The following is a 23,753-nucleotide window of genomic DNA, read 5'->3' on the forward strand; positions in this document are numbered from 1 at the left end:
AATGGACAGCACCAAATTCAGTAAACCAATCAGTCTAAAGCGTATTCAGCTTGATGGTGGATTTTGGAAGCCAGAGATGGAGTTGGTAAGAAAGGAAGTAATTCCTTATCAGTGGGAAACGTTAAACGACAGAGTACCAGAGGCAGCACCAAGCTACTGCATGCATAATTTTAAAGTAGCAGGACGGATGAATAAAGAAAAGAGAGAGCTTGGAAGCAGGTATCAGGAACCAACATATACATTTCGTGGTTTTGAGGCACTTCCAGATGATCCAAGACATCCTGATGATGATAAGTTTTATGGATGTGTCTTCCAGGACAGCGATTTTTCCAAGTGGATTGAGGCAGTGGCATATTCATTGACACAGCATCCAGATCCAGAGCTTGAAAAGATTGCAGACGGCGCAATTGATATTGTGTGTGCAGCACAGCTTGAAAATGGATATCTTGATACCTACTATATTATTAATGGTATGGATAAGATGTTCACAAACTTAAAGGATCATCATGAGCTGTACTGCTTTGGCCATTTAACAGAAGGTGCTGTCGCTTACTATCAGGCAACTGGCAAGGATAAGCTGTTAAAGGCAGCAATGCGTTTCGCTGATTTCATTGCATCATATTTTGGAACAGAAGAAGGCAAATGTAAGGGTTATCCTGGTCATGAGATTGCAGAGATGGCACTTGTCCGTCTGTATGAGGTTACGGGTGATGAAAAATATAAAAAGCTAGCTGAATATTTTGTCAACCAGAGAGGCACGCAGCCGTATTACTTTGACAGTGAGGGCAAGGTTACAGAAAAGGAAAAGAAGACAAAGATCCGCTATCAGTATTATCAGGCACATTTGCCAGTGAGAGAGCAGAAAACAGCGATGGGTCATGCTGTTCGCGCCGTTTATCTCTACTCTGGTATGGCAGATGTGGCAAGACTGACAGGAGATGATTCCTTGTATCAGACATGCGAGACGCTTTGGAATAACATCACTACAAAACAGATGTATGTGACAGGAGGAATCGGACAGACGCATCATGGTGAGGCATTTACATTTGATTATGATATGCCAAATGATACTATTTATGCTGAGACGTGTGCATCTATCGGTCTTGTTTTCTTTGCCCGCCGTATGCTTGAGATGAATCCAGATTCAAAATACGCAGATGTTATGGAGCTGGCGCTTCACAATGGCGTTTTAAGCGGTATGGCACTTGACGGAAAGAGCTTTTTCTATGTCAATCCGTTATCTGTCAATCCAAGAAGCTGTCATGATGATCCAGGCAAGCAGCATGTAAAGCCTGTTCGTCAAAAGTGGTTTGGCTGTGCCTGCTGTCCGCCAAACTTAGCAAGATTGATCAGTTCTATTGGTTCCTATGCATACACAGAAAATGAAGATACCTTGTGGGTACATTTGTATGCAGGCGGTACTGTTGAAAAAGAGGTAAACGGACAGAAGGCGCAGGTTGTTATTACTTCTGGCCTCCCGTGGGATGGAGATGTGACACTCAAGGTAGAGAGTGAACAGCCAGTTACAATGACAGTAGCACTTCGCATTCCAGGCTGGTGCGGTGAAGATTTCGAGCTGGAAGGTGCTGTTGGCAAGGAGTGCCGTATGGAAAACGGCTATCTGTATGTCAGCGGTGAGTGGAAAGAAGGGGATTTGTTAAAGCTTCGCTTTGCAATGAAGGTAAAGGTAATGCAGGCAGACAGCAGAGTTCGTCAGGATGAGGGCAAGGTTGCCATTATGAGAGGACCGGTTGTTTACTGCTTAGAGGAAGCTGACAATGGACAGGGATTGCCGCTTGTGCGAGTAAAGCCAGATGCCGTCTTTACTGAGGAAAAGACTGATGAGCTTGGCTTTACGATGATTATGCTGCGTGTAGACGCAAAGACAAAGAAGCCGGTAACAGTAGAAAATGGCTTATATCAAACATGGCAAAAGCCAGTATATGAAGGAAAGGAACTTCGTTTCATCCCTTACTATGCATGGGCAAACCGTGGTGAAGGCGAAATGGAAGTATGGGTAAATCAGCTATGATTAAGGTACAGGTAGTTAACAAAGAAGGAACAATTATTGCAGAGGCTGCAGGAACAAGGGAAGTAAACTTACCAGTTTCACGTACATATGAAGAAGGGGATCGCGTTGTATTTTTGGTAGATGAGACTCCGGCATTTTATGTATTTCAGGCAGATGATGCATTAGGAGAGGCACTTGTCTATGTGACAGGCGAGGTTTCTTATGAGATTCCATTTGGAGAAAAGAAGGTGTGCTATTCACCGAAGATTTTCTCAGGTGAGAGTCATTTGATTACTGCCAGAAAGGCAAGAGAGTGGGAATACGAGTCATACCGCAATTTGGCAGTCAATGTGATGGATCAGCACGGAGATACTAATTGCTATCCGCACGCAACAGCAAATGTTGAAACTCGCGGTGAGTCCGTGTTTGCAGCACGCAATGCCATTGACGGTGTAACCTCAAATCATTCTCATGGCTACTGGCCATATGGTTCCTGGGGAATCAACAGAAATCCACAGGCAACAATGCGTGTTGACTTTGGAAGAGAAGTAACAACTGATCGTATTGAAATCTATACACGTGCAGATTTCCCACACGATGCATGGTGGACAAAGGCAACTGTACGTTTCTCAGATGATACTACAATGGTTTGTGATCTTGTTAAGACAGACGAAGGGCAGGAATTTACATTCCCGCCCAAGAAAGTTCGCTGGGTACAGCTTGAGGAACTGATCAAGGCAGATGATCCGTCTCCGTTCCCGGCATTGTCACAGCTAAAGGTATATGGTAAGTAATACGACGTTAATATTTTTTCTTCTTATAGTCTTCTCCAAAACGGCGGATACGCTTACGGCGTCTTTGGTTTGCAGTAAGAGCAGCAGTCAAAAGAAAAACAACAAATAGAATTAATACAATCGCAGCGGCAGCAAACAGTCCGGTCATAAATTTATGATCGCTCTCGATGACTGACGCTGCGCTTTCGTTTGGTTCATCAAGTGAAGCATTCTGTGTTTCAGATTCAATAGATTCAGAAGTATCATTTTCAAATGAACTGTCCTCAGAGACGTTCTCCTCGATAGAGTTATCAATGCTAGACGACTCCTCTTGTGCAGCAGCGCTTGCAGCAGCCTTGCCCGCGGCAATTCCTGCCTCTGTGTTTGGAGAAATGTCAAGAAGCATTCCGGTTACGATTGCGCTTGCATCATGCAGATTTTTCTGGACACGGCCAGGAAGCAGTTCATTTAAACGATTCAGATCATCAAATTCTGTATGCATGATCTGACCGCCGGTGGAGGCAAACGCTTCATTTGCTGTCTGATAGTGGCACGTTAAATGTGTTTCATCATTGCCGCCTGTTCCGTCATCATTGCACCAAAGACTTGCTTCCATATAAAGGTAAGGAATGCCCTCCTTGGCAAAATAGTAGCTGTCACTTCCAAGAAGTCTTGTCGGAGACTGAAACTCAGTAACTTGTTCTGGAAGTGTGTAAAGGTCAAGTCCTAGATCATCTGCAATAAGATTAGCTTCGTCATAGACCCATTCACGAGTAAGCTTTCCGTCCTCATCATATTCACCGCCATAACCATAGAGACGATCACCGCCTGCGATGGAATCAATATTGATGCAGCAAAGCACATCATCAAGCAGGTTATTTGTCATCAGGTAGGTGTAGACAAAGCAGCTTGAACCGGCATATGCACCATATTCTTCTGTGTCAAAGAATACAAACTGCAAAGTACAAGGTGTGTCCATATCATAAAAGCGATGGGCAAGCTCAAGAAGAACTGACACTCCAGAGCCATTGTCATCGACACCGGCAGTTGGCATGCTGTCATAGTGAGCACCGATTATGATTGTCTTGTCAGACTTACCTGGCTTAGTGACAAAATAGTTGGTTCCTGTAAAGTTAAAATGAGTAAAATCATGTGTAGAAACCTCATAGCCATAGCTTTCAAGCTGTGACTGAATCCACAAACCTGCATTAGTGACATTCTCAGAACGATTGTTTTCGTCATTAATTCGCTGTGGGAAATTCTGATAAATAGCTTCCAGATTTGCGTAAGCCTCAACACCATAGAGATCTTCTGTTTCACTTGCAGCAGATTCTGTATCTTGTGATTCAGCAGAGGTCATATCTGTTTGTATGTCAGCGCCAAGGGCAGAGGCTGGAGAAAGAAGAACAGCCGCTGACAGCGTGCAGGCAGCTATTTTTTTGAAAAATGTGCGAATGCGCATAATGTAACTCCCTTCCTAATGTGGTATAATAAGTTCGGTATCACATTATAAAAGAATTTAAAGAAAAATTCAACTATTGTTTGACGAAAGGAAAAAGAGAATGAAATTATTAATTGCATCTGACATCCATGGCTCTGCCTACTGGTGCAGCAAACTGATGGATGCATATCAAAATGAAAAAGCAGACAGAATGATACTGTTAGGTGATATTTTGTACCATGGACCACGAAATGCACTTCCAAAAGAGTATGATCCGCAGCGAGTGTGTGATCTGTTAAATCAAATCAGCGACCATATTCTTTGCGTTAGAGGAAATTGTGATGCAGACGTAGATCAGTGGCTAATTCATTTTCCGATTATGGCTGATTACAGCTGGATCATGGAAAAAGATCGCGTGATTTATCTGACACATGGTCATGTGTATGGAAAAGATTTCAGAAAAGACGAAAGTTTTCCACCGCTTCAAAAGAAAGATGTGGTGCTTTCAGGTCATACACATATTCCGATCACAGAACCGACTGACGGAGGGCTGTTCTTTAACCCAGGTTCCGTTTCAATCCCGAAAAATGGAAGCAAAAATGGTTATATGACGCTTGAGAATGGTTTATTTATCTGGAAGAGCTTTGAAGATGGTGAATACGCAAGATACAAGCTTTGAAGAACATAAGCATTGCAAACTTGCGAATGTCTGATATAATGATTGTAACTATTCAGATTCATGCAAACTTGAGTTATGTAAATAAAATTCTGAATAGTTACTAATAATGTACTGATCAAGAAAGAAAAGAGGAAATTAAAATGAGTGAATGCAGCAGTAAGGGAACATGTGGAAAAAGTTCCTGCGAGGGATGCAGTCAGAATACAGCAAAGGGTCCACAGAGTATGCAGGTAAAGGAAAACGCACACAGCCGTGTAAAGAAGGTAATTGGTGTTGTCAGCGGTAAGGGTGGTGTTGGAAAATCCATGGTGACTTCTTTGCTGGCAGTTGCAATGAACCGCAAAGGTTATAAGACAGCAATTATGGACGCTGATATTACAGGACCATCAATCCCGACAGCATTTGGTTTAAATGATCATGCCGTTGCAAATGATGACGGACTGCTTCCAGAGGTAACAAAAAATGGAATTAAGGTAATGTCCTTAAATCTTTTGCTTGAAGATCAGACAGATCCAGTTGTCTGGAGAGGTCCAATCATTTCAGGAACAGTATCACAGTTTTGGACAGAGGTTTGCTGGGGTGATGTAGATTACATGTTTGTTGATATGCCGCCAGGAACAGGTGATGTTGCACTGACTGTATTCCAGTCCCTGCCGCTAGCCGGAATCGTCATCGTTACATCACCACAGGAGCTTGTATCTATGATCGTAACAAAGGCAGTAAAAATGGCAGAGATGATGAACGTTCCAGTACTTGGAATCGTAGAGAATATGTCATACTTCGTATGTCCGGATTGTGGAAAAAAGCATTTCCTGTTTGGAACAAGCCATATCGAAAAAGTAGCAGCAGAGCACGGCATCTCAGTAATCGACTACCTGCCGTTAGATCCAAAGATGGCAGCATTGTGCGACGAAGGAAAGATGGAAGAAGCCCCAGAAGGACTTCTCGAAAAGATGAGCAGCTCTCTGTAAGTTAACGAAAACTGAGGGACAAACACTTCGCCGAAGTCGCATTAAGCGATAATTATGGCAAGCCCGAAGGTGAATGGTTTTCACGAGACGGACACTTGGAGCAGGTCTTTCAAAGTAATGTTTGATGAGAAAGAATGTAACAGGAGCCTGCGGAGTTTGGTCCGTCGACGAAAACATTACACCGAAGGGCTTTCATAACCTACCAGGCTGCATACCCGAGACTTTTTTGCAATAACACTTGCAAAGAAGTCTCTTTTTTATTATAATGATGTATACAAAGTACAAGCCGTATACAAAAGAAAAGCATGTACAAGTTTTTAGAAGGGTGATAAAAAAATATGGATTTAATGCAGTTAAGAGCAATGGCTAAAATTAATCTTGGTCTGGACGTTGTCAGAAAACGTGAAGACGGATATCACGAGGTTCGCATGATTATGCAGACAATCCGCATGTTTGACAGAGTTACTGTTTATCGTATTCCAGAGCCGGAGATACGTATATCCAGTAACTTGCATTTTCTTCCTGTGAATGAAAATAATATTGCATATAAGGCAGCGCGCATGATGCTTGAAAGTCAGCCTGTTCGCGGCGGTGTCAGCATCAGCCTTCAAAAGCGTATTCCAGTGGCAGCAGGTATGGCTGGCGGCAGCGCAGATGCAGCAGCTGTATTATATGCGATGAACCGAATCTTTTATATGGGCTATACATTAGAAGAATTGATGGATTTTGGACTTAGATTAGGTGCAGATGTTCCATATTGTTTAATGAGAGGAACAGCACTTGCAGAGGGTATTGGAGAAGAACTTACAAGACTGCCGGCATGTCCGCCGTGCTACGTTGTCATTGCGAAGCCGGCAATTTCCGTTTCCACACGATTTGTCTATGAAAATCTGCGTCTTGATGAGACAACAAGACATCCTGATATTTATGGTTTAGCAGATGCAATATGCCGTCAGGATCTTTATGGCATGCTTCCATATATGGGAAATGTGCTTGAGAGTGTTACGATTCCGGCATATCCGATTATCGGAGAGATCAAGGAGCGCTTTATGGAAAATGGAGCCTTAATATCGCTTATGAGTGGAAGCGGTCCAACCGTATTTGCACTGTTTGATAATTATGAGATGGCACTTCGCGCAAAAGAAGCTCTGCTAGAGTGGGGACAGGTTCCGCTTGTCTATGTCACAGATCTGTACCGTGTTCGCGAGGAGACACCAGTAAATTATTGGTAATGAGTGCCACATTAACAGTAACTACATAAATGGTTACTAAAAGAAAATAAGAGTGAGAAAGAGAGGTCCGTATGGAGGATTTCCAGATAAATGAATACCTCCCCCTTAGGGATGTTGTATTTGAAACACTCCGACAGAAAATACTAAAGGGAGAGTTAAAACCGGGAGAACGTTTGATCGAGGTAGCACTTGCACAGCGTCTTGGAGTAAGTCGTACACCGGTTAGAGAAGCAATTCATAAATTAGAGCAGGAAGGTCTTGTTGTGATGGCACCGCGAAAGGGTGCACAGGTAGCAACAATCTCCGCGCAGAGTGTGAGGGATGTATTAGAGGTTCGAAAGGCAATGGAATGTCTTGCTGTCTGTCTTGCCATTTCCAGAATCACACCGCAGGAGCGTATAGCACTGCGTCAGGCAGAGGAAGCATTTGCTACAGCAAGCAGAGGAAACGATCTTCGCCTGATTGCGCAAAAGGACGAAGAGTTTCATAAAGTCATTTATATGGCGACAAAAAATCCAAAGCTAGATATGCTCTTAAACAATCTAAGAGAGCAGATGTATCGATATCGCTTTGAATATATTAAAGATGCGAATATGCGCGAAGATTTGCGGCGTGAGCACAGAGAGATCACTGATGCCATCATAAAAGGAGAGTGTGAGCGGGCAAAGACAGCGATAAGTATTCATATCGATAATCAGGAAGAAAATATTTTAAAAAACTTATAATAGCTAGAAGAAAAGTCCGAGCGTAAGCTTTGGCTTTTCTTTTTGGCAGATTTCATCAAACAAGTCAGGACCAAGCAGATCAAAAAGTGTCTGACTAGAAGAATCTGGCACGTCAATAAAAGCTTCATTGGCAAAGCAAAGAGGCGGAAAGGCAAGGCACCACCAGTTTGAGCCGCGTCCGCTTCCTATTGTCACAAGAAGTGTGTCGTATATACCGGCTGGAAATTGATAGTTTCCATATGTTTTATAAGGAAAGAGATGGGAACCGAGTGTGCAAGAGGCGTAATTTTGCGCGCCATAATCGGACAGCACATAATTGCAGTAAGCATTTAAAAAGGGGAGGCTTTCACGTAAAAGTGTGAGTGCCTCTTCTTTTGTCTTTATATCTGAAAGTGCAGGAGAAAGAAGAGTAATCATTTTTTTACTCAGCTCATTTTTTTCATACTGGTCAATCGAAGAATCGCTGTCTGCAAGGACGCGAAAGCGTAAAAGTTTATCAGAAAGCAGGGAAGAATCATTTTTTCGATATGGGTGAATCAAAAGAACAAATGTGAAAAGTGTTGCAACAGCTAAAAGAAAAATTGTGAGTTTTTTTCTGTGTGTCATTTTGAAAATCAATACCTCCTTATCATGTTGTCCAAAGTATTAACCAAAATATGGAAAAATATACGAAAACCGCGAAAATCAAAGTGTTCTGGACACATTCCTTGACAAGGCTTTCAAAAACCGATATACTAACCGTGTGTGTCGTGTAGTCAGGATTTATAGCAAATCCGCACGGCAAAAAGACGCTGATGGAGACAGTAATCTAAGCATAAAGCAGGACAGCGAACCGCAAAGGATGAGAGGCGGATACTGTGGGCAAAAGATGAACATCACTCCGGAGTTGCCGACTGAAATGATAGACTGTCTGTTAATGACAGAGTGCTAAAGTAAGTCAGGACGTTATTCCAACGTTATCGGAAAGCATATATCATACAGCGATGGTATACGCGCTGTAGCGTATGAGAAAGGAGAAAACTATGTTGTACAATAAGGTTCCTACAGACTTAAAGTTTGTGGAGAGGGAGAAGGAAGTTTCCAAATTCTGGAAAGAGCATCATATCTTCGAAAAGAGTATCGAGGAGAGAGAGGGCTGCCCTGAGTACATGTTTTATGACGGTCCGCCGACAGCAAACGGCAAGCCGCATGTTGGACACGTGGTAACCCGTGCGATCAAGGATATGATCCCTCGTTACAGAACCATGAAAGGATATCAGGTACCGAGAAAGGCCGGTTGGGATACACACGGACTTCCGGTTGAGCTTGAAGTAGAGAAGGAGCTTGGTCTTGATGGAAAAGAGCAGATTGAGCAGTATGGAGTTGAGCCATTTATCGAGCGCTGTAAGGCAAATGTCTGGAAATATAAGGGTATGTGGGAAGAATTTTCCGAGACCGTTGGTTTCTGGGCTGATATGGAAAATCCATATGTAACTTATTACGATGATTTCATTGAGTCTGAATGGTGGGCATTAAAGACAATCTGGGACAAAGGACTGCTCTACAAGGGCTTTAAGATCGTTCCGTACTGCCCAAGATGTGGAACTCCGCTTTCAAGTCATGAGGTTGCACAGGGCTATAAGGATGTCAAAGAGCGTTCTGCAATTGTACGTTTCAAGGTAAAGGGTGAGGACGCATACTTCTTAGCATGGACAACTACACCATGGACACTGCCGTCAAACGTTGCACTTTGTGTAAATCCAGAGGATACCTACTGCAAGGTAAAGGCAGCAGATGGCTATACCTATTACATGGCAGAGGCACTTCTTGAGAACGTACTTGGTCGTCTTAAGACAGAGGATGCGCCGGCATATGAGATTCTTGAGACTTATAAAGGAAAGGATCTTGAGTACAAGGAGTACGAGCCACTGTTTAAGTGTTCTGGAGATGTTGCTGCAAAGCAGAATAAGAAGGGCTTCTTTGTGACATGTGACAGCTATGTTACTATGAGTGATGGTACTGGTATTGTTCACATTGCACCTGCATTTGGTGAAGACGATGCAAAGGTCGGTAGAAAGTATGATCTTCCGTTCGTACAGTTAGTAGACAGCAAGGGTGAGATGACTAAAGAGACTCCGTATGCAGGACTTTTTGTCAAGAAGGCAGACCCGGAAGTATTAAAGGATCTGGAAGCAGAAGGCAAGCTCTTTGCAGCACCGAAGTTTGAGCACAGCTATCCTCATTGCTGGAGATGTAATACTCCGCTTATCTACTATGCAAGAGAGTCTTGGTTCATCAAGATGACAGCTGTAAAGGATCATCTGATTGCAAACAACAACACCATCAACTGGATTCCGGAGAGCATCGGTAAGGGGCGTTTTGGCGATTGGCTGACAAACGTTCAGGACTGGGGACTTAGCCGTAACCGTTATTGGGGAACACCACTGAATATCTGGCAGTGTTCATGCGGTCATATGCATGCTATCGGAAGCAAGGAAGAATTAAAGAAGATGTCACCAGACTGTCCGGATAATATTGAGCTTCATCGTCCATTCATCGATCAGGTTCATGTTACCTGCCCGAAGTGTGGAAAGCTGATGACAAGAGTACCAGAAGTAATCGACTGCTGGTTTGACTCAGGATCTATGCCATTTGCACAGTATCATTATCCATTTGAGAATAAGGAAGTCTTCGAGAAGAATTTCCCGGCTGACTTTATCAGTGAGGCAGTAGACCAGACAAGAGGATGGTTCTATTCCCTGCTTGCAATCTCAACTCTTTTATTTGACAAAGCACCTTATAAGAACGTTATCGTTCTTGGCCATATTCAGGATAAAGACGGTCAGAAGATGAGTAAGTCCAAGGGCAACGCCGTTGACCCAATGGATGCACTGCGCCAGCACGGAGCAGATGCAATCCGCTGGTATTTCTACTCCAATTCCGCACCGTGGCTTCCGAACCGTTTCCACGATGATGCAGTAAAGGAAGGCCGCAGTAAGTTCATGGGTACTCTGTGGAACACCTACGCTTTCTACGTACTGTATGCAAACATCGACAACTTCAACCCGATGGAGCACACATTAGATTATGAGAAGCTTTCCGTTATGGATAAGTGGATTTTGTCTAAGTTAAACTCTACGATTCAGACATGCGACAGCAGCCTGGAAAACTACAAGATTCCAGAGACTGCAAAGGCACTTCAGGAATTTGTTGATGATTTGAGTAACTGGTATGTACGCCGCAGCCGTGAGCGCTACTGGGCAAAGGGAATGGAGCAGGATAAGGTGAATGCCTATATGACGCTGTATACCTGTCTGACTGAAATTGCAAAGGCAGCAGCGCCGATGATTCCGTTTATGACAGAGGAGATCTATCAGAATATCGTTGTAAAGGTAGATCCATCCGCACCGGAGAGCATCCATCTGTGTGATTATCCAAAGGCAAATGAGGCACATGTAGACAAGGAACTTGAAGCAGACATGGATCTTGTTTTAAAGGTTGTTGTTCTTGGCCGCGCATGCCGAAACAGTGGAAACATGAAGAACCGTCAGCCGCTTGCAAACATGTTTGTAAAGGCACCATTTACATTAAACGAGTTCTTTAAGGATATCATTGCAGACGAGTTAAATATTAAGACAGTTACATTTACAGACGATGTACGTTCATTTACTACCTACACCTTTAAGCCGCAGCTTCGTACAGTAGGTCCGAAGTACGGAAAGCTTCTTGGAAAGATCCGTACCGCCCTTTCTTCTGTAGACGGCAATGCCACTATGGATGAGTTAAAGGCAAATGGTTCTGTCACCTTTGATTTTGATGGCGAGAAGGTTGTTCTTACTGAGGAAGACCTTTTGATCGATATGACGCAGAAAGAAGGCTATGTAACAGAGAGCAATCAGGATGTTACAGTAGTATTAGACTGCAACTTAACACCAGAGCTGCTTGAAGAAGGCTTTGTAAGAGAGATCATCAGTAAGATCCAGACGATGCGTAAGGAAGCAGGATTCGAGGTAACGGATCACATCACAGTCGGCTACAAGGACAATGTAAAGATTGAGACCATCTTCAGCAAGTATGCAGATGAGATTTGTGCAGATGTACTTGCAGATAAGCTGACAGACAGTGAGATCAGCGGCTACACCAAGGAGTGGAGCATCAACGGCGAGACTGTTGTACTCACTGTCAGCAAGGAATAAACCTAAGGAGGATGAAATGAAAACAACGATTGATAAGGCTGAGCTGAAAAAGCAGATCATCTACAACGTAAAGACCCTGTACAGAAAAACCATCGATGAGGCAACTCCGCAGCAGGTTTTTCAGGCAGTATCCTATGCATTGAAGGATGATATCATTGATCAGTGGATTGCAACTCACAAGGAGATTGAGCGCACTGATGCAAAGACGCTGTATTATCTTTCAATGGAGTTTCTGATGGGCCGTGCTCTTGGAAACAACATTTTAAATTTGTGTGCACAGGATGAGGTAAAGGAGGTTCTTGAAGAACTCGGTTTTGATTTGAATACTATCGAGGATCAGGAGCCGGATCCGGCACTTGGAAACGGTGGTCTTGGACGTCTGGCAGCATGCTTCTTAGATTCTCTTGCAACACTTGGCTATCCGGCATATGGATGTGGAATCCGTTACAAGTATGGTATGTTTGCACAGAAGATCGAGGACGGTTATCAGAGAGAAGTTCCGGATGACTGGTTAAGAGATGGTTATCCATTTGAGATTCGCCGTGCTGAGTATGCTTGTGAGGTTAAGTTTGGCGGCTACGTAACAGTAACAAAGGACGAGACAGGAAGAGAGCATTTTGGACAGGCAGGATATCAGTCTGTTCGTGCTGTACCATATGATCTGCCAATCGTAGGATATGGCAACAACGTTGTAAATACACTTCGTATTTGGGATGCAGAGCCTATCAATACCTTTAACTTGGATTCTTTTGATAAGGGTGATTATCAGAAGGCAGTTGAGCAGGAGAACTTGGCAAAGAATATCGTAGAGGTACTTTACCCGAACGATAACCACTATGCAGGAAAGGAGCTGCGTTTAAAGCAGCAGTACTTCTTCATTTCAGCTTCCTTGCAGACAGCTGTAAATAAATATAAGAAGGCTCATAATGGCGATGTTACAAAGATGTACGAGAAGGTTGCATTCCAGATGAATGATACCCATCCGTCTATGGCAGTAGCAGAGCTTATGCGTATCCTTATGGATGAGGAGAATCTGACATGGGAGGCTGCATGGGAAATCACAACAAAGTGCTGTGCTTACACCAACCACACCATCATGGCAGAGGCTCTTGAGAAGTGGCCAATCGAGCTGTTCTCACGTCTGCTTCCGCGTATTTACGGAATCGTTGAGGAGATCAACCGCCGCTTTGTAGAGGAAATCGAAGCTACCTACCCGGGCAACCATGAGAAGATCGCAAAAATGGCAATCATCTATGACGGTCAGGTTCGCATGGCACATCTGGCAATTGTAGGTTCCTATTCTGTAAACGGTGTAGCAAAGCTTCATACAGAAATTCTGGAGAAGCAGGAGTTAAAGGATTTCTACCAGATGATGCCGGAGAAGTTTAACAACAAGACAAATGGTATCACACAGAGACGTTTCCTGCTTCATGCAAACCCACTGCTTGCAAACTGGGTAACTGATAAGATCAGTGATGCATGGATTACCAACCTTCCGGAGATCTCAAAGCTTAAGCTGTTTGTAGATGATCCGAAGAGCCAGCAGGAGTTCATGAACATCAAGTATCAGAACAAGGTTCGTCTTGCAAAGTATATCAAGGAGCACAACGGAATTGACGTTGATCCGCGTTCCATCTTTGATGTACAGGTAAAGCGTCTGCATGAGTATAAGAGACAGCTCTTAAACATCCTGCATGTTATGTACATTTACAATGAGTTAAAGAGCCATCCAGATATGGAGTATTATCCACATACCTTCATCTTTGGTGCAAAGGCAGCAGCAGGCTATCGCCGTGCAAAGCTGACCATTAAGCTGATCAACTCTGTAGCAGATGTCATCAACAATGATAAGTCCATCAACGGCAAGATCAAGGTAGTCTTCATTGAGAACTATCGTGTATCAAATGCAGAGATTATCTTTGCAGCAGCTGATGTTTCAGAGCAGATTTCTACTGCATCTAAGGAGGCATCTGGTACTGGTAACATGAAGTTTATGTTAAATGGTGCAATCACCTGCGGTACACTTGACGGTGCAAACGTAGAGATTCTTGAGGAAGTTGGCAAGGACAACGCTGTTATCTTTGGTATGACCGCAGATGAGGTTATCAATTATGAGAAGAATGGCGGCTATGATCCAATGCAGATTTTCAACGAGAATCAGGAGATTCGTCAGGTTCTTATGCAGTTAATCAATGGCTTCTATTCACCACAGGATCCGGAGCTGTTCCGCGATATCTACAATTCACTGCTTAATACCTACAGCAGCGACCGCGCAGACACATACTTCATCCTCAAGGATTTCATGTCCTATCATGAGGCACATATGAAGATTAACGAGCTGTATCAGGATCAGACAAGATGGGCACACATCGTTATGATGAACACCGCATGCAGCGGAAAGTTCACATCTGACCGTACCATCCAGCAGTATGTTGACGAGATCTGGGAGCTTGACAAGGTAACAGTTGAACTGTAATGAATTGGAAATATGCGATGCATGTATAAAATTGTGCAATGCAGAAAACAATAAGATAGAAGTTTAAATGCCATCGGGGGCAGGGTAATGCGGCGTTAAAAGTCACATTCCCTGTCCCTGTTTGTTTTATGAAAGGAGAAAATCATGAGAAAAACAGGACTTATTATTTTAATGACAGCGGCAGCACTCTCTATGAGCGCATGCGGCAGAAATGAAAAGCCAGAGTCAACAAAGCCATCAGGCACAGTGGCAAATGAAAAGGAAACCGTAAAGAAAACTGAGAAGGAAACCGAGAAAGCAACTGAAAAGAAGACAGAAGCGCAGACTGAGGATCAAACAGAAAAAGAGACAGAAACAAAAGAGACGTTATCTGAGAGTGAATCAGAGGCAGCAGCAACTGATGAAAACGTTTTGCAGTTAGATGCAGAGCTTAGTGAGCTGTTAGATAAGATGTATGCAATCAAGGGACCAGATTTTGATGTGGAAACTGACACTGTTGATTTTGATGATGAGTATGCAGTATCTTCCTATACAGGTCTGACGATGGATGATGTGAAAAAGCTTGATGCAGCAATTGTATCTGAGCCAATGATGGGTTCACAGGCATATTCACTTGTGCTTGTTAGACTTAAGGATAAGGCAGATGCAGCTGATATTGCACAGAAAATGGCAGATGGAATTAATCCGCGCAAGTGGGTATGTGTAGAGGCAGATGAGCTGACTGTAGTATCAAAGGATAATATTATTATGCTTTTTATGGCAGATCATGAGCTTTACAGCATGGACGATGCTGTAGCTGCATTCACAGAGGTATGCGGTAATCCAGACAATACCTATCAGCCAAAATAAAAAATAAAAAAATAAAATGTTATTTTCCGGACTTCCATTTTTATATTATTTCCTTCCGGCGGTGCTGGTGTGCTATTTTGCAGCACCGCGGAAATTGAAAAATGCAGTGCTTTTTGTGTTCAGCCTGATTTTTTACGGATGGGGAGAGCCGCGCTATATTGTGCTTATGATTGTGTCAATTGTGAGTGGTTTTGTTTTTGCACTTATGATTGAAAAAAAACAGAATAAAAAAAGCGGACTCATCCTCATGTGGATATCTGTGGCGGTCAGCCTGTCATTTCTTCTTATATTTAAATATGCTGATTTTTTAATTGAAAATGTGAATCAGCTGCCAGGTGTGTCACTGCCTCTTTCTAAGCTGTCTCTTCCAATAGGAATAAGTTTTTATACATTTCAGATCATCAGTTATACTGTAGATGTCTGGAGAGGAGATACTAAAGCCCAAAGAAACATTATTTCATTTGGAACATATGTATCGCTGTTTCCGCAGCTGATTGCGGGACCGATTGTGCGATACACGGATATTGAAAGAGAGCTGCAGGAAAGAAAGCATAGCGTCACACTTGCTGCATCAGGCATACAGCGATTTTTGATAGGATTAAGCAAGAAGGTACTGATTGCAAATGTACTGGGAGAACTGACAGATATCTGTCTAAAAACATCGCAGCCAAGCATATTATCTTGGTGGATGTATGCGGCAGCGCTTGTACTTCAGATTTATTTTGATTTTTCAGGCTACAGTGATATGGCGATTGGACTAGGCCGCATTTTTGGCTTTCAGTTTCCAGAAAATTTTAATTATCCTCTGATTAGCCGCAGCGTAAAAGAGTTCTGGCGCAGATGGCATATCAGTCTTGGCAGTTGGTTTCGCGATTACGTTTACATTCCTCTTGGAGGAAGCCGCGTAAAGACTGGACTTTATGTGAGAAATGTCATAGCCGTGTGGATGCTTACAGGACTGTGGCATGGCGCATCATGGAACTTTGTCTTGTGGGGAGCAGGTTTTGGAGTGCTTCTTTTGTGCGAGCGATTTTTATGGGGAAAATGGCTGGAACGAATGCCGTCTATTATTTCACATTTGTATTTGCTTTTTATTATTTTACTTAGCTTCATTCTTTTTTCAGCAGATACAATACCACAGGCTATGCAGCGAATAGGCGGATTGTTTGGTGCAGGAAAATTGCCAGTCATATCAGTACAAAGTGTGTATTATCTAAGAAGCTATGGACTGCTGCTTATTTTTGCAGCAATCGCAGCAACACCGCTGCCAGTGACAGCATTTAATAGATTTATGAAAACAAAGGCAGGAAGTATTCTTAATTGGGTGATGCCGATTGTGCTTGTAGGACTATTTTTGCTGGCAACTGCCTTTTTGGTGGACGGTTCATATAATCCATTTTTATATTTTAGGTTTTAAGCATTGGGGAGAGTTTATGATAAAAAAAGAAAAACAACAGGCTATTGTCACATTGCTTATAACAGGACTTACATTTGGAATACTTTGCCTTGCAGCATGGTTTCATACGCCAAATCAGATATCTGTCTGTGAGCGAAGACGTCTGGCACAGCTTCCAGCGCTTACAAAAGACAGTGTGGGAAAGGGAAACTTTATGAGTGGCTTTGAGCGTTACAGTCAGGATCAGTTTCCATTTCGTGAAACATTTAGAAAGCTAAAAACGAAAGCGCTGTTTTCTTTGTATCAGCAAAAAGATGTTCATGGAATTTATGTTGCAGACGGCTATGCAGCATCAATAGAAAGCGAAATCAATGAGGCTTCCGTGTCACATGCAGTTAATGCATTTGAGCATGTCTATACACAGTATTTAAAAAATGGCAGCCATGAAATTTATGCAGCAATAGTACCAGATAAAGGATATTATCTTGCGGCGAAAAATGGGTATCCGGTGATGGATTATGATAAGTTTTTTAAATACTTTGAAAATGGGATGCCATATGCGAAATTTATTGATCTTACACAGACGCTGTCTCTTGAGGCATACTATTTCACAGACAGCCATTGGCGTCAGGAAGCACTGATAGAAACAGCCAACCAGATAAAAAGAAATATGAAAAATGATACTTTATCAGATGACTATGATATTTGTCAGGCAGCAGATTCTTTTTATGGTGTATACAGCGGTCAGGCGGCACTTCAAGTAACACCTGATAAGATTATGTATATAGACAGTGAAATCATTTCACAGGCACAGGTTTATAATTATGAGACGAAAAAGACAGGCACTGTTTATGACAAGGATAAGCTGACAGGCTATGATCCTTATGATTTTTTCCTGTCAGGTCCATCAGCACTTCTTAGGATTGAAAATCCTAAGGCAGCAGAAAAGAAAAATCTAATCGTCTTTCGTGATTCCTATGGCAGCAGTCTGATTCCTCTTTTAATTGATTCCTACAGCAGTATAGTGGTTGTAGATCTCCGTTATATCGCGCAAAAAAAACTGGGAGAATTAATTGATTTTGAATCAGATGAAATGGCAAATGCAGATGTACTGTTTTTATATGGAACTATTTTATTAAATGACAGCAGTACAATTAAAAAATAAAAAAATCCAATAGGCGGAATATTCATCTGGCCTATTGGACTTTTTTATTTATTGATAATCAAAAATCCACTCCAAAAAATCAATGGAAGTCTGAAGTCTTGACGTGTTGACAGCAATGCCAAGGTAACATGGTGTACCTAACAGACAATTTTTATTTACGATACGAGTATCACTAACGTCTATTGCAGCTGCGTACTGGCCAAGGACCTTGCCAGCTTCATCAGTGCGGCTTAAGTAAAGGATACGATCCTGTTCCTTTAAGTACTGGAAGAATGCTGGCGGAAGTGTTTCCTCGAGATCGGCAAATAAGGTATTATCTTCCTCACCGACACCATAATAATTGACAAATGCAGTATTGCCGCCGAGTACATCAAGATCGTGAGCGGCTGCCATTGCCATTACCTTCATCATAGAGGTATAGGAAGCCTCGTCTGATCCGCTAAAGTCAAGATATTCTGTCAGATTAAAACTGATCTGATAGTCTTTAAGGCTCATATCCTCATAGGCGGCAAATTCTTTTTCAAGGGAATCAACATCAGCATTATCTGATAAGTAGTTGTTATAAACATGAACCTGCACGATAAATGGACGGCTGTTTCTGATTACGGACATGGTGATACTAATCACAATGGCGATCACACCTATGATCACAAAGACTGGAACCTTATAATAGCTCCAGAAATATTCCCATCCATCCTTAAAGCCCATTGACTTCATTTTAGCAATTTCAGATTTAAAACTGCGTTTTTCACTTTTTACCGGGTTAAATTCCTCCTTCTTTGGTTGTTTTTTGCTTGGGTCATCTGCTTCAATTCTCATATTTTAATCCATGCCTTTCTGTGGTATAAGAAGTATGATACTAGTGTAACACAGTTTTTGCGATATGGAAATGAAAATAGTATGATTAGTATAAAATAATCATAAAATCTGCATCATTCGTTTGCATTTTTAGGAATCCTCATATATAATAAAATCTATGAGCGGCAAATAAAAAATATAGCCGTCCGGGAGCGTCTGCGTGATCGCAGCGCAATATGTGAAAAAGGAATAGAGGTACTTATAATGGGAAGCTTGTTTAATCTTGACAATCCAATTTGGCGGTTTATGGGAAAACTCGTAGATGTGTTTATCCTGACACTTTTGTGGGCTGTCTGCTGTATCCCAATCATTACGATTGGACCAGCATCAACTGCGGTGTATTATGTAACACTGAAACTTGTGAGGGATGAGGAGTCGTACACAGTAAGAAGCTTCTTTAAGTCCTTCAAGGAAAACTTCAAGCAGGGAAGTGTGATCGGTATCATCATGACACTGCTTCTTGTATTCTTCTTGTATGATATTTATGCATACTTTATGATGGGTACACAGATTAGCCGTATTCTTGGAATTGTATTCCTTGGAATTTTCTTACTGTATCTGATCACACTCGTTTATGTATATCCGCTTCAGGCAAAGTTTTACAATAAGATTCGCTTCACACTCAGAAATGCACTGTTCATCGGTGTAAAGCATATCTTCCGCAGTCTGGCAATGATTGTTATTGCAGTAGCTGTTATCGTGGGATGTCTGTTCTTCCCACCATTGATCTTATTAAGCTATGGTCTGATTGCATTTTTACAGTCATACTTCTTGGTGGTAATCTTTGATAAGTATATCCCGAAGGAAGACGAGGCAAATGGTGATTCTGTAGTTGCAGAGGCTAAGCGTGAGTTAGAGGCACAGGAAGCAGAAGAAGGCGAGCAGGTTCATATCGTTATGACCCAGCAAGATCAGCAGCAAGCAGATACACAGGTCTTCTCAAGAGAGATGTTTGCATCAAGAGAACCTAAAGAAGAAACAGACAGCGCAGCCACACAGGATAATAAAGAAGAGCAAAAATAAAAGTAAAAGCGAGACAGTTGGTGAAAACCAGCTGTCTTTTTTTGAAAAAATTTTGATTTTGTAAGAAATTTATTTATAGATTTTGTCTTATATGGTATAAGGTATTATATTAGAATGCATACAGCCGCAGAGAAGAAAGAGAGGACAGGGGGATGACAGATATTGACATTATTAGGTTGTTGTGGATACGAGACGAGATTGCAATTGAAGAGCTTGAAATAAATTATGGACATTACTGTAGACAGATTTCATGGGAAATTATACAGAACCGTGAGGATGTGAGCGAATGTTTAAATGATACTTGGTGGAAAACATGGTGCAGCATTCCGGAAAACAGACCAGATTCGCTTCGAGCATATGTCGCAAGGATCACAAGAAATTTATCGCTTAACAAGATAATTCATAATAAGGCATGGAAACGCGGATATGGAAAAATTAGTGTAATTGAGCAGGAAGTTGGTGATCTTATTGGTGAGGACGCTATTAGCCGTATGATTGACAGAGATGATTTTGTGCAGCGTCTGAATGGATTTCTGGAAAAACAGACAAGAACAGATCGGATGATTTTCGTGCTTCGATTTTGGTATATGGAGACACCACGGGAAATTGCAAAGCATATGGGTTTAAAGGAAAAAAATGTTTATAACACATTGTATCAGATGAGAAAGCGTTTTAGAGTTTATTGGGAACAAAGTGGAAAGGAGGACACTGTTTATGAAAAAGCATGATTTTGAAAGCACATCTAAGAAAAATGCAAAAGAGCAAACACCTGAAATGGCAGAGCGAGAACAGGAAATCTTGATGTGGATGGGCGATATCCGTGATGATTTTATCTTAGAGGCGGAGGATTACAAGCACTATCAGAGCGATAAAAGTGTGCCAGGATATTTTATTGTAGGCGGTACACTTGCCGCTGCAGCAGCAATTTGTACGGCAATCTTCTTTCAGACAGGCAGAAATCGAATCGATCATTCAAATGTTCCGATGCAACTTCCATATCAGACAGAAGAGACAAAGGAAATTGATTGGGAGACAGAGGAAGAGACGACAGAAGAAGAGACGACACAAGCAGAAACAACAGAAGAAGAAACAACACAAGTAGAGACGACACAAGCAGAGACGACAGAAGCTGCATTACAGGAAACAACAAATGAGAGTGGCTGGCTTAGTAATTCAACAAACTATCAATTTATGGTGCAGACAGATGAAAGTATAGTATCTGTATATAATGCATGGGATGGCAGTCTTAAAACTATTATTGCTGGAAAATTGTTAACAGGGAAAAAGTGTGTTCTTGTAAAGAATGGAGAGCGAGTACCGATAAATAATCTTCAAACGGTGGGCTATCAGATGTATGTCGGCGGAGAATTGCAACTTAGTCAGGAGTTTCATACTTACTGGAATCAGTTGTCAGATACGGTATTTACAAGCAGCGACAGTACACTCTATTCATAAGGAAAGTTATATAATATCAATGGTATTGAACTGACACAGGATAATCAGGTATTCAGGCGAGTAGGAGATCGTATTTATAGCGAAGATTATGTGTATGATTGTGATGGACAGTTACTTGGCGAACATCCGTCATTTACTGCACAATACGAGTTTGGAAATTATGTGCTAGGATGTGATTTTAGTACAAATGAGTATATAATGTTTGATGTTGATACGATGGCAACAGTATGGACTGTCAGTGATTGGCTATACTTAACTGATGCAAATGATCTGCTTAGCTGGGAGACAGCAGATGGACAAGGAATTGTAACAGATTTGATGTTAAATCCAAAATTAAAGGAAGCGGACTGGCTTGCACAAAATGCAGAATGGGAGCCAAATGGAACTAAAATTAGTATTGTATGTGAAAATAAACAGACAGGAGAAGTTATTATTAGCTTAATCGAGAACCAGGAAGGTTCTTCTATATATCATTATTATGCCTGTGACAGTCAGTATAATATAACTGAAGAACTTCCAAAAGAATTTATAGATACTTATTATGAAGACGATACCCGTGTGCCATTAACGTATCAAATTACAGCTGATGGACTTCTGACAATCACGAATTTTTGGACAAAGGAGACAATTGTTACGGCATCTGTTGATTTACAAGGCGGTGAGGTTTCTTATATAGATGTTACAAACGCAGGTCCAATGTATGGCGTTACAATTAATACGATAAATCCAAACAATATTGTTACTCTGCTGATTTCAAACGGAACTGTCATTTCTGAGTCAAGAGGGCATACAGTTTTGCAGGAGAATGTTGTTAATCTGGATGAAGATACAATTGTTGTCTATGAGAATGGAACAAATCCGAATACATTATATTTTAATGCAAATGGAGAACCGTTAATAGAGCAGGACACAAATGCTATTTATGCAGATCGCTATGCAGTATGTACGATGCAGAATGGTAAGCTTTGTATTACACCGAGAGGGCAATTTGCTTACAACCTTCCAATCGCGGAAGATGAATATTTGGTGCTGACGACAGGAGAAGGCAGCTACAATTGGCTGGGTGGAGATATGGTTCTTGCGCTTGATTCTTCTGGAGAGGAAGTTTTAAGACTTCCTGGCTATGGAATCACAGGAAATAGCGCATATATTAGCAATGGAATGATAGTGGACGAAAATACACCGCTTGTTTTGTATACTGGATATGAGGATGGAGCTGCAGATGACAGCGATTATGCGAGTGCACAGATGGGAATCTATTCTCTGAAGGATCGAAAGTGGATTGTGGAGCCGGCTAGGCAGAGCGTGACTCTTTTTAGTGATTCTGTGTATATGATCGGCTCTGATGTAGGCAATTTGTATCGGATAGACGGAACATGCATAGAGGAAGGGGCAGAGGATGTGACTGTGCAGGGCAACTTTATTATCAGCAGACGTGCCGTGTATGACAAGACAGGACAGCTGCTGATTATGATTCAGGAAAATGAGAATGTTCTGACCGTGCTGTGCGATGAGATTTTAATAAATGAGTATTTTTCAGATGGCAGTCATTATACGAAATGTGTTAATGCGCAAGGAGAGACCATATGGATAGAGCAATCAGGACTGACATGGACTGGTGGGGAAGCTGGCTGGAGAATTTACAACAGTTGGAACGATATGAATGAAAAAGGACTTTTAACAGCTACGCGTGATGACAATACATTAAAAATTGTTTTGTCAGAAGATGAATTTTTTGCTAAAAATCCAGATGCACAAGGAAATGGTCTGCGTCTTCTTACGGTAACAGCAAATAATGAGGGGAGACACGAGTTCTTTTTACAGACAACATCCGCCGAGCATCAGAAAATATATTATTATCGGTGCGATGATGAATTTAATATAATAAATGCGTATCCGCAAAATCAGATTTATATCGGTAACATGTATGACGAAGTGTGTTTATGGTACTGGGGATTAGATGAAAGTGGCAATGGATTTGTAGAAAATCTTATATGGGGAAATAAAATAAAAGTTGATGCAGAGATCATGAATGAGATCCTGCAATGTTCAGATGTACAGGTTATTCAAGAGGGAAATATATTTGGACTGTTGTTTGATCAAAATAAGAAATTTTTATACGGGACAGATAACGATACTCATCTTATCAGTGAGAATGGCAAAATCATGGCACGCATGGCGAGCCAGAGTAATACAGGTGCAGCAGGAGTCGACATACTTTCAATTGCATATGCAGAAAAAGAGTATTCTGAAATTTTGTATTATTTAGCTGATGGCACAATGCTTGATGGTTACGGCACAATTTTATTTATGAATGAACAAATGAAATGTGTTCAGGAAGTAGGTCGTATCGTAATAAGAGACAGCATGGGAAATGTGCGCAAAGAAATTGATATGATACCAGGGTCAAAAGGTCAGAAAGCCGATGCAAGCTTGCTTGCAAGAGGTTTTTTGAACTCTTGACCCGCCAAAAACATGAGTAAGTAGCCATTTTTCAAAGAAAAATGAGCGGATTACGAATGTT

The 23,753-nt window shown here is 41.7% G+C and carries 18 protein-coding genes; 15 read left to right on the plus strand and 3 right to left on the minus strand.

Features of this window, described 5'->3' with window-relative positions; all coding sequences use genetic code 11:
* The first annotated feature begins 1 nt into the window (after position 1).
* Both LKD48_RS07605 and LKD48_RS07610 read left to right on the plus strand, forming a co-directional pair.
* Positions 2-2,032, plus strand: a complete 2,031-nt coding sequence (locus tag LKD48_RS07605) for a glycoside hydrolase family 127 protein (RefSeq protein ID WP_227100620.1) — start codon at positions 2-4, stop codon at positions 2,030-2,032.
* Positions 2,014-2,805, plus strand: coding sequence for a discoidin domain-containing protein (locus tag LKD48_RS07610; RefSeq protein ID WP_308731635.1), 792 nt, complete (start codon positions 2,014-2,016; stop codon positions 2,803-2,805). The genes LKD48_RS07605 and LKD48_RS07610 overlap by 19 nt, the downstream gene beginning before the upstream one ends.
* A 7-nt stretch (positions 2,806-2,812) precedes the next feature.
* On the opposite strand, the gene LKD48_RS07615 is transcribed toward LKD48_RS07610, so the two are convergent.
* Positions 2,813-4,246, minus strand: a complete 1,434-nt coding sequence (locus LKD48_RS07615) for a M28 family peptidase (protein WP_308731636.1) — start codon at positions 4,244-4,246, stop codon at positions 2,813-2,815.
* Positions 4,247-4,346: 100 nt separating this feature from the next.
* Here LKD48_RS07615 and yfcE point away from each other — a divergent pair, with 100 nt between their 5' ends.
* The 4 genes from yfcE (at position 4,347) to LKD48_RS07635 (ending at position 7,832) form a co-directional block, all read left to right on the plus strand.
* Positions 4,347-4,904 (plus strand): phosphodiesterase, encoded by a 558-nt coding sequence (gene yfcE / locus LKD48_RS07620; RefSeq protein ID WP_308731637.1) that lies wholly within the window; start codon positions 4,347-4,349, stop codon positions 4,902-4,904.
* A gap of 140 nt (positions 4,905-5,044) precedes the next feature.
* The gene (locus LKD48_RS07625) at positions 5,045-5,875 is read left to right on the plus strand and encodes an Mrp/NBP35 family ATP-binding protein (protein ID WP_262536009.1); all 831 of its coding nucleotides are present in this window, start codon (positions 5,045-5,047) and stop codon (positions 5,873-5,875) included.
* A gap of 338 nt (positions 5,876-6,213) precedes the next feature.
* Positions 6,214-7,107: a 4-(cytidine 5'-diphospho)-2-C-methyl-D-erythritol kinase gene (gene ispE / locus LKD48_RS07630; protein WP_118612297.1), complete on the plus strand. Its 894-nt coding sequence runs from the start codon at positions 6,214-6,216 to the stop codon at positions 7,105-7,107.
* 71 nt (positions 7,108-7,178) lie between these two features.
* Positions 7,179-7,832: a GntR family transcriptional regulator gene (locus tag LKD48_RS07635; protein ID WP_308731638.1), complete on the plus strand. Its 654-nt coding sequence runs from the start codon at positions 7,179-7,181 to the stop codon at positions 7,830-7,832.
* Positions 7,833-7,835: 3 nt separating this feature from the next.
* Here the strand turns inward: LKD48_RS07635 and LKD48_RS07640 are convergent, their stop codons facing one another.
* On the minus strand, positions 7,836-8,438 hold the full coding sequence (locus tag LKD48_RS07640) for a stage II sporulation protein R (protein WP_118612296.1): 603 nt from the start codon (positions 8,436-8,438) through the stop codon (positions 7,836-7,838).
* A 419-nt stretch (positions 8,439-8,857) separates the two neighbouring features.
* On the opposite strand from LKD48_RS07640, the gene ileS reads away from it, so the two are divergent.
* The 5 genes from ileS (at position 8,858) to LKD48_RS07665 (ending at position 17,893) form a co-directional block, all read left to right on the plus strand.
* Positions 8,858-12,007, plus strand: coding sequence for an isoleucine--tRNA ligase (ileS, locus tag LKD48_RS07645; protein ID WP_308731648.1), 3,150 nt, complete (start codon positions 8,858-8,860; stop codon positions 12,005-12,007).
* Positions 12,008-12,023: 16 nt separating this feature from the next.
* A complete protein-coding gene (locus LKD48_RS07650) occupies positions 12,024-14,483 on the plus strand; it encodes a glycogen/starch/alpha-glucan phosphorylase (RefSeq protein ID WP_308731639.1) in 2,460 nt (819 codons plus the stop codon).
* A gap of 144 nt (positions 14,484-14,627) precedes the next feature.
* On the plus strand, positions 14,628-15,332 hold the full coding sequence (locus LKD48_RS07655) for a hypothetical protein (RefSeq protein WP_308731640.1): 705 nt from the start codon (positions 14,628-14,630) through the stop codon (positions 15,330-15,332).
* Positions 15,333-15,426: 94 nt separating this feature from the next.
* Positions 15,427-16,749, plus strand: a complete 1,323-nt coding sequence (locus tag LKD48_RS07660) for an MBOAT family O-acyltransferase (protein ID WP_308731641.1) — start codon at positions 15,427-15,429, stop codon at positions 16,747-16,749.
* Between the two features lie 16 nt (positions 16,750-16,765).
* Positions 16,766-17,893, plus strand: a complete 1,128-nt coding sequence (locus tag LKD48_RS07665) for a DHHW family protein (RefSeq protein WP_308731642.1) — start codon at positions 16,766-16,768, stop codon at positions 17,891-17,893.
* A gap of 48 nt (positions 17,894-17,941) precedes the next feature.
* Here LKD48_RS07665 and LKD48_RS07670 read toward each other — a convergent pair whose 3' ends face one another.
* On the minus strand, positions 17,942-18,712 hold the full coding sequence (locus tag LKD48_RS07670) for a hypothetical protein (RefSeq protein WP_308731643.1): 771 nt from the start codon (positions 18,710-18,712) through the stop codon (positions 17,942-17,944).
* Positions 18,713-18,955: 243 nt separating this feature from the next.
* Here LKD48_RS07670 and LKD48_RS07675 point away from each other — a divergent pair, with 243 nt between their 5' ends.
* From LKD48_RS07675 to LKD48_RS07690, 4 genes are all read left to right on the plus strand, one after another.
* On the plus strand, positions 18,956-19,774 hold the full coding sequence (locus tag LKD48_RS07675; RefSeq protein WP_308731644.1) for a YesL family protein: 819 nt from the start codon (positions 18,956-18,958) through the stop codon (positions 19,772-19,774).
* Between the two features lie 152 nt (positions 19,775-19,926).
* On the plus strand, positions 19,927-20,502 hold the full coding sequence (locus LKD48_RS07680; protein ID WP_308731645.1) for an RNA polymerase sigma factor: 576 nt from the start codon (positions 19,927-19,929) through the stop codon (positions 20,500-20,502).
* Positions 20,489-21,229 carry a hypothetical protein gene (locus tag LKD48_RS07685; protein ID WP_308731646.1) on the plus strand — a complete coding sequence of 247 codons (741 nt, stop codon included), beginning with the start codon at positions 20,489-20,491 and terminating at the stop codon, positions 21,227-21,229. Before LKD48_RS07680 ends, LKD48_RS07685 begins: the two co-directional genes overlap by 14 nt.
* Positions 21,230-21,319: 90 nt before the next feature.
* Positions 21,320-23,692, plus strand: coding sequence for a hypothetical protein (locus LKD48_RS07690; protein WP_308731647.1), 2,373 nt, complete (start codon positions 21,320-21,322; stop codon positions 23,690-23,692).
* Positions 23,693-23,753: the final 61 nt, after the last annotated feature.

Source organism: Anthropogastromicrobium aceti (genome assembly GCF_020687335.1).
In the GTDB taxonomy this organism is placed as follows: Bacteria; Bacillota; Clostridia; order Lachnospirales; family Lachnospiraceae; genus Anthropogastromicrobium; species Anthropogastromicrobium aceti.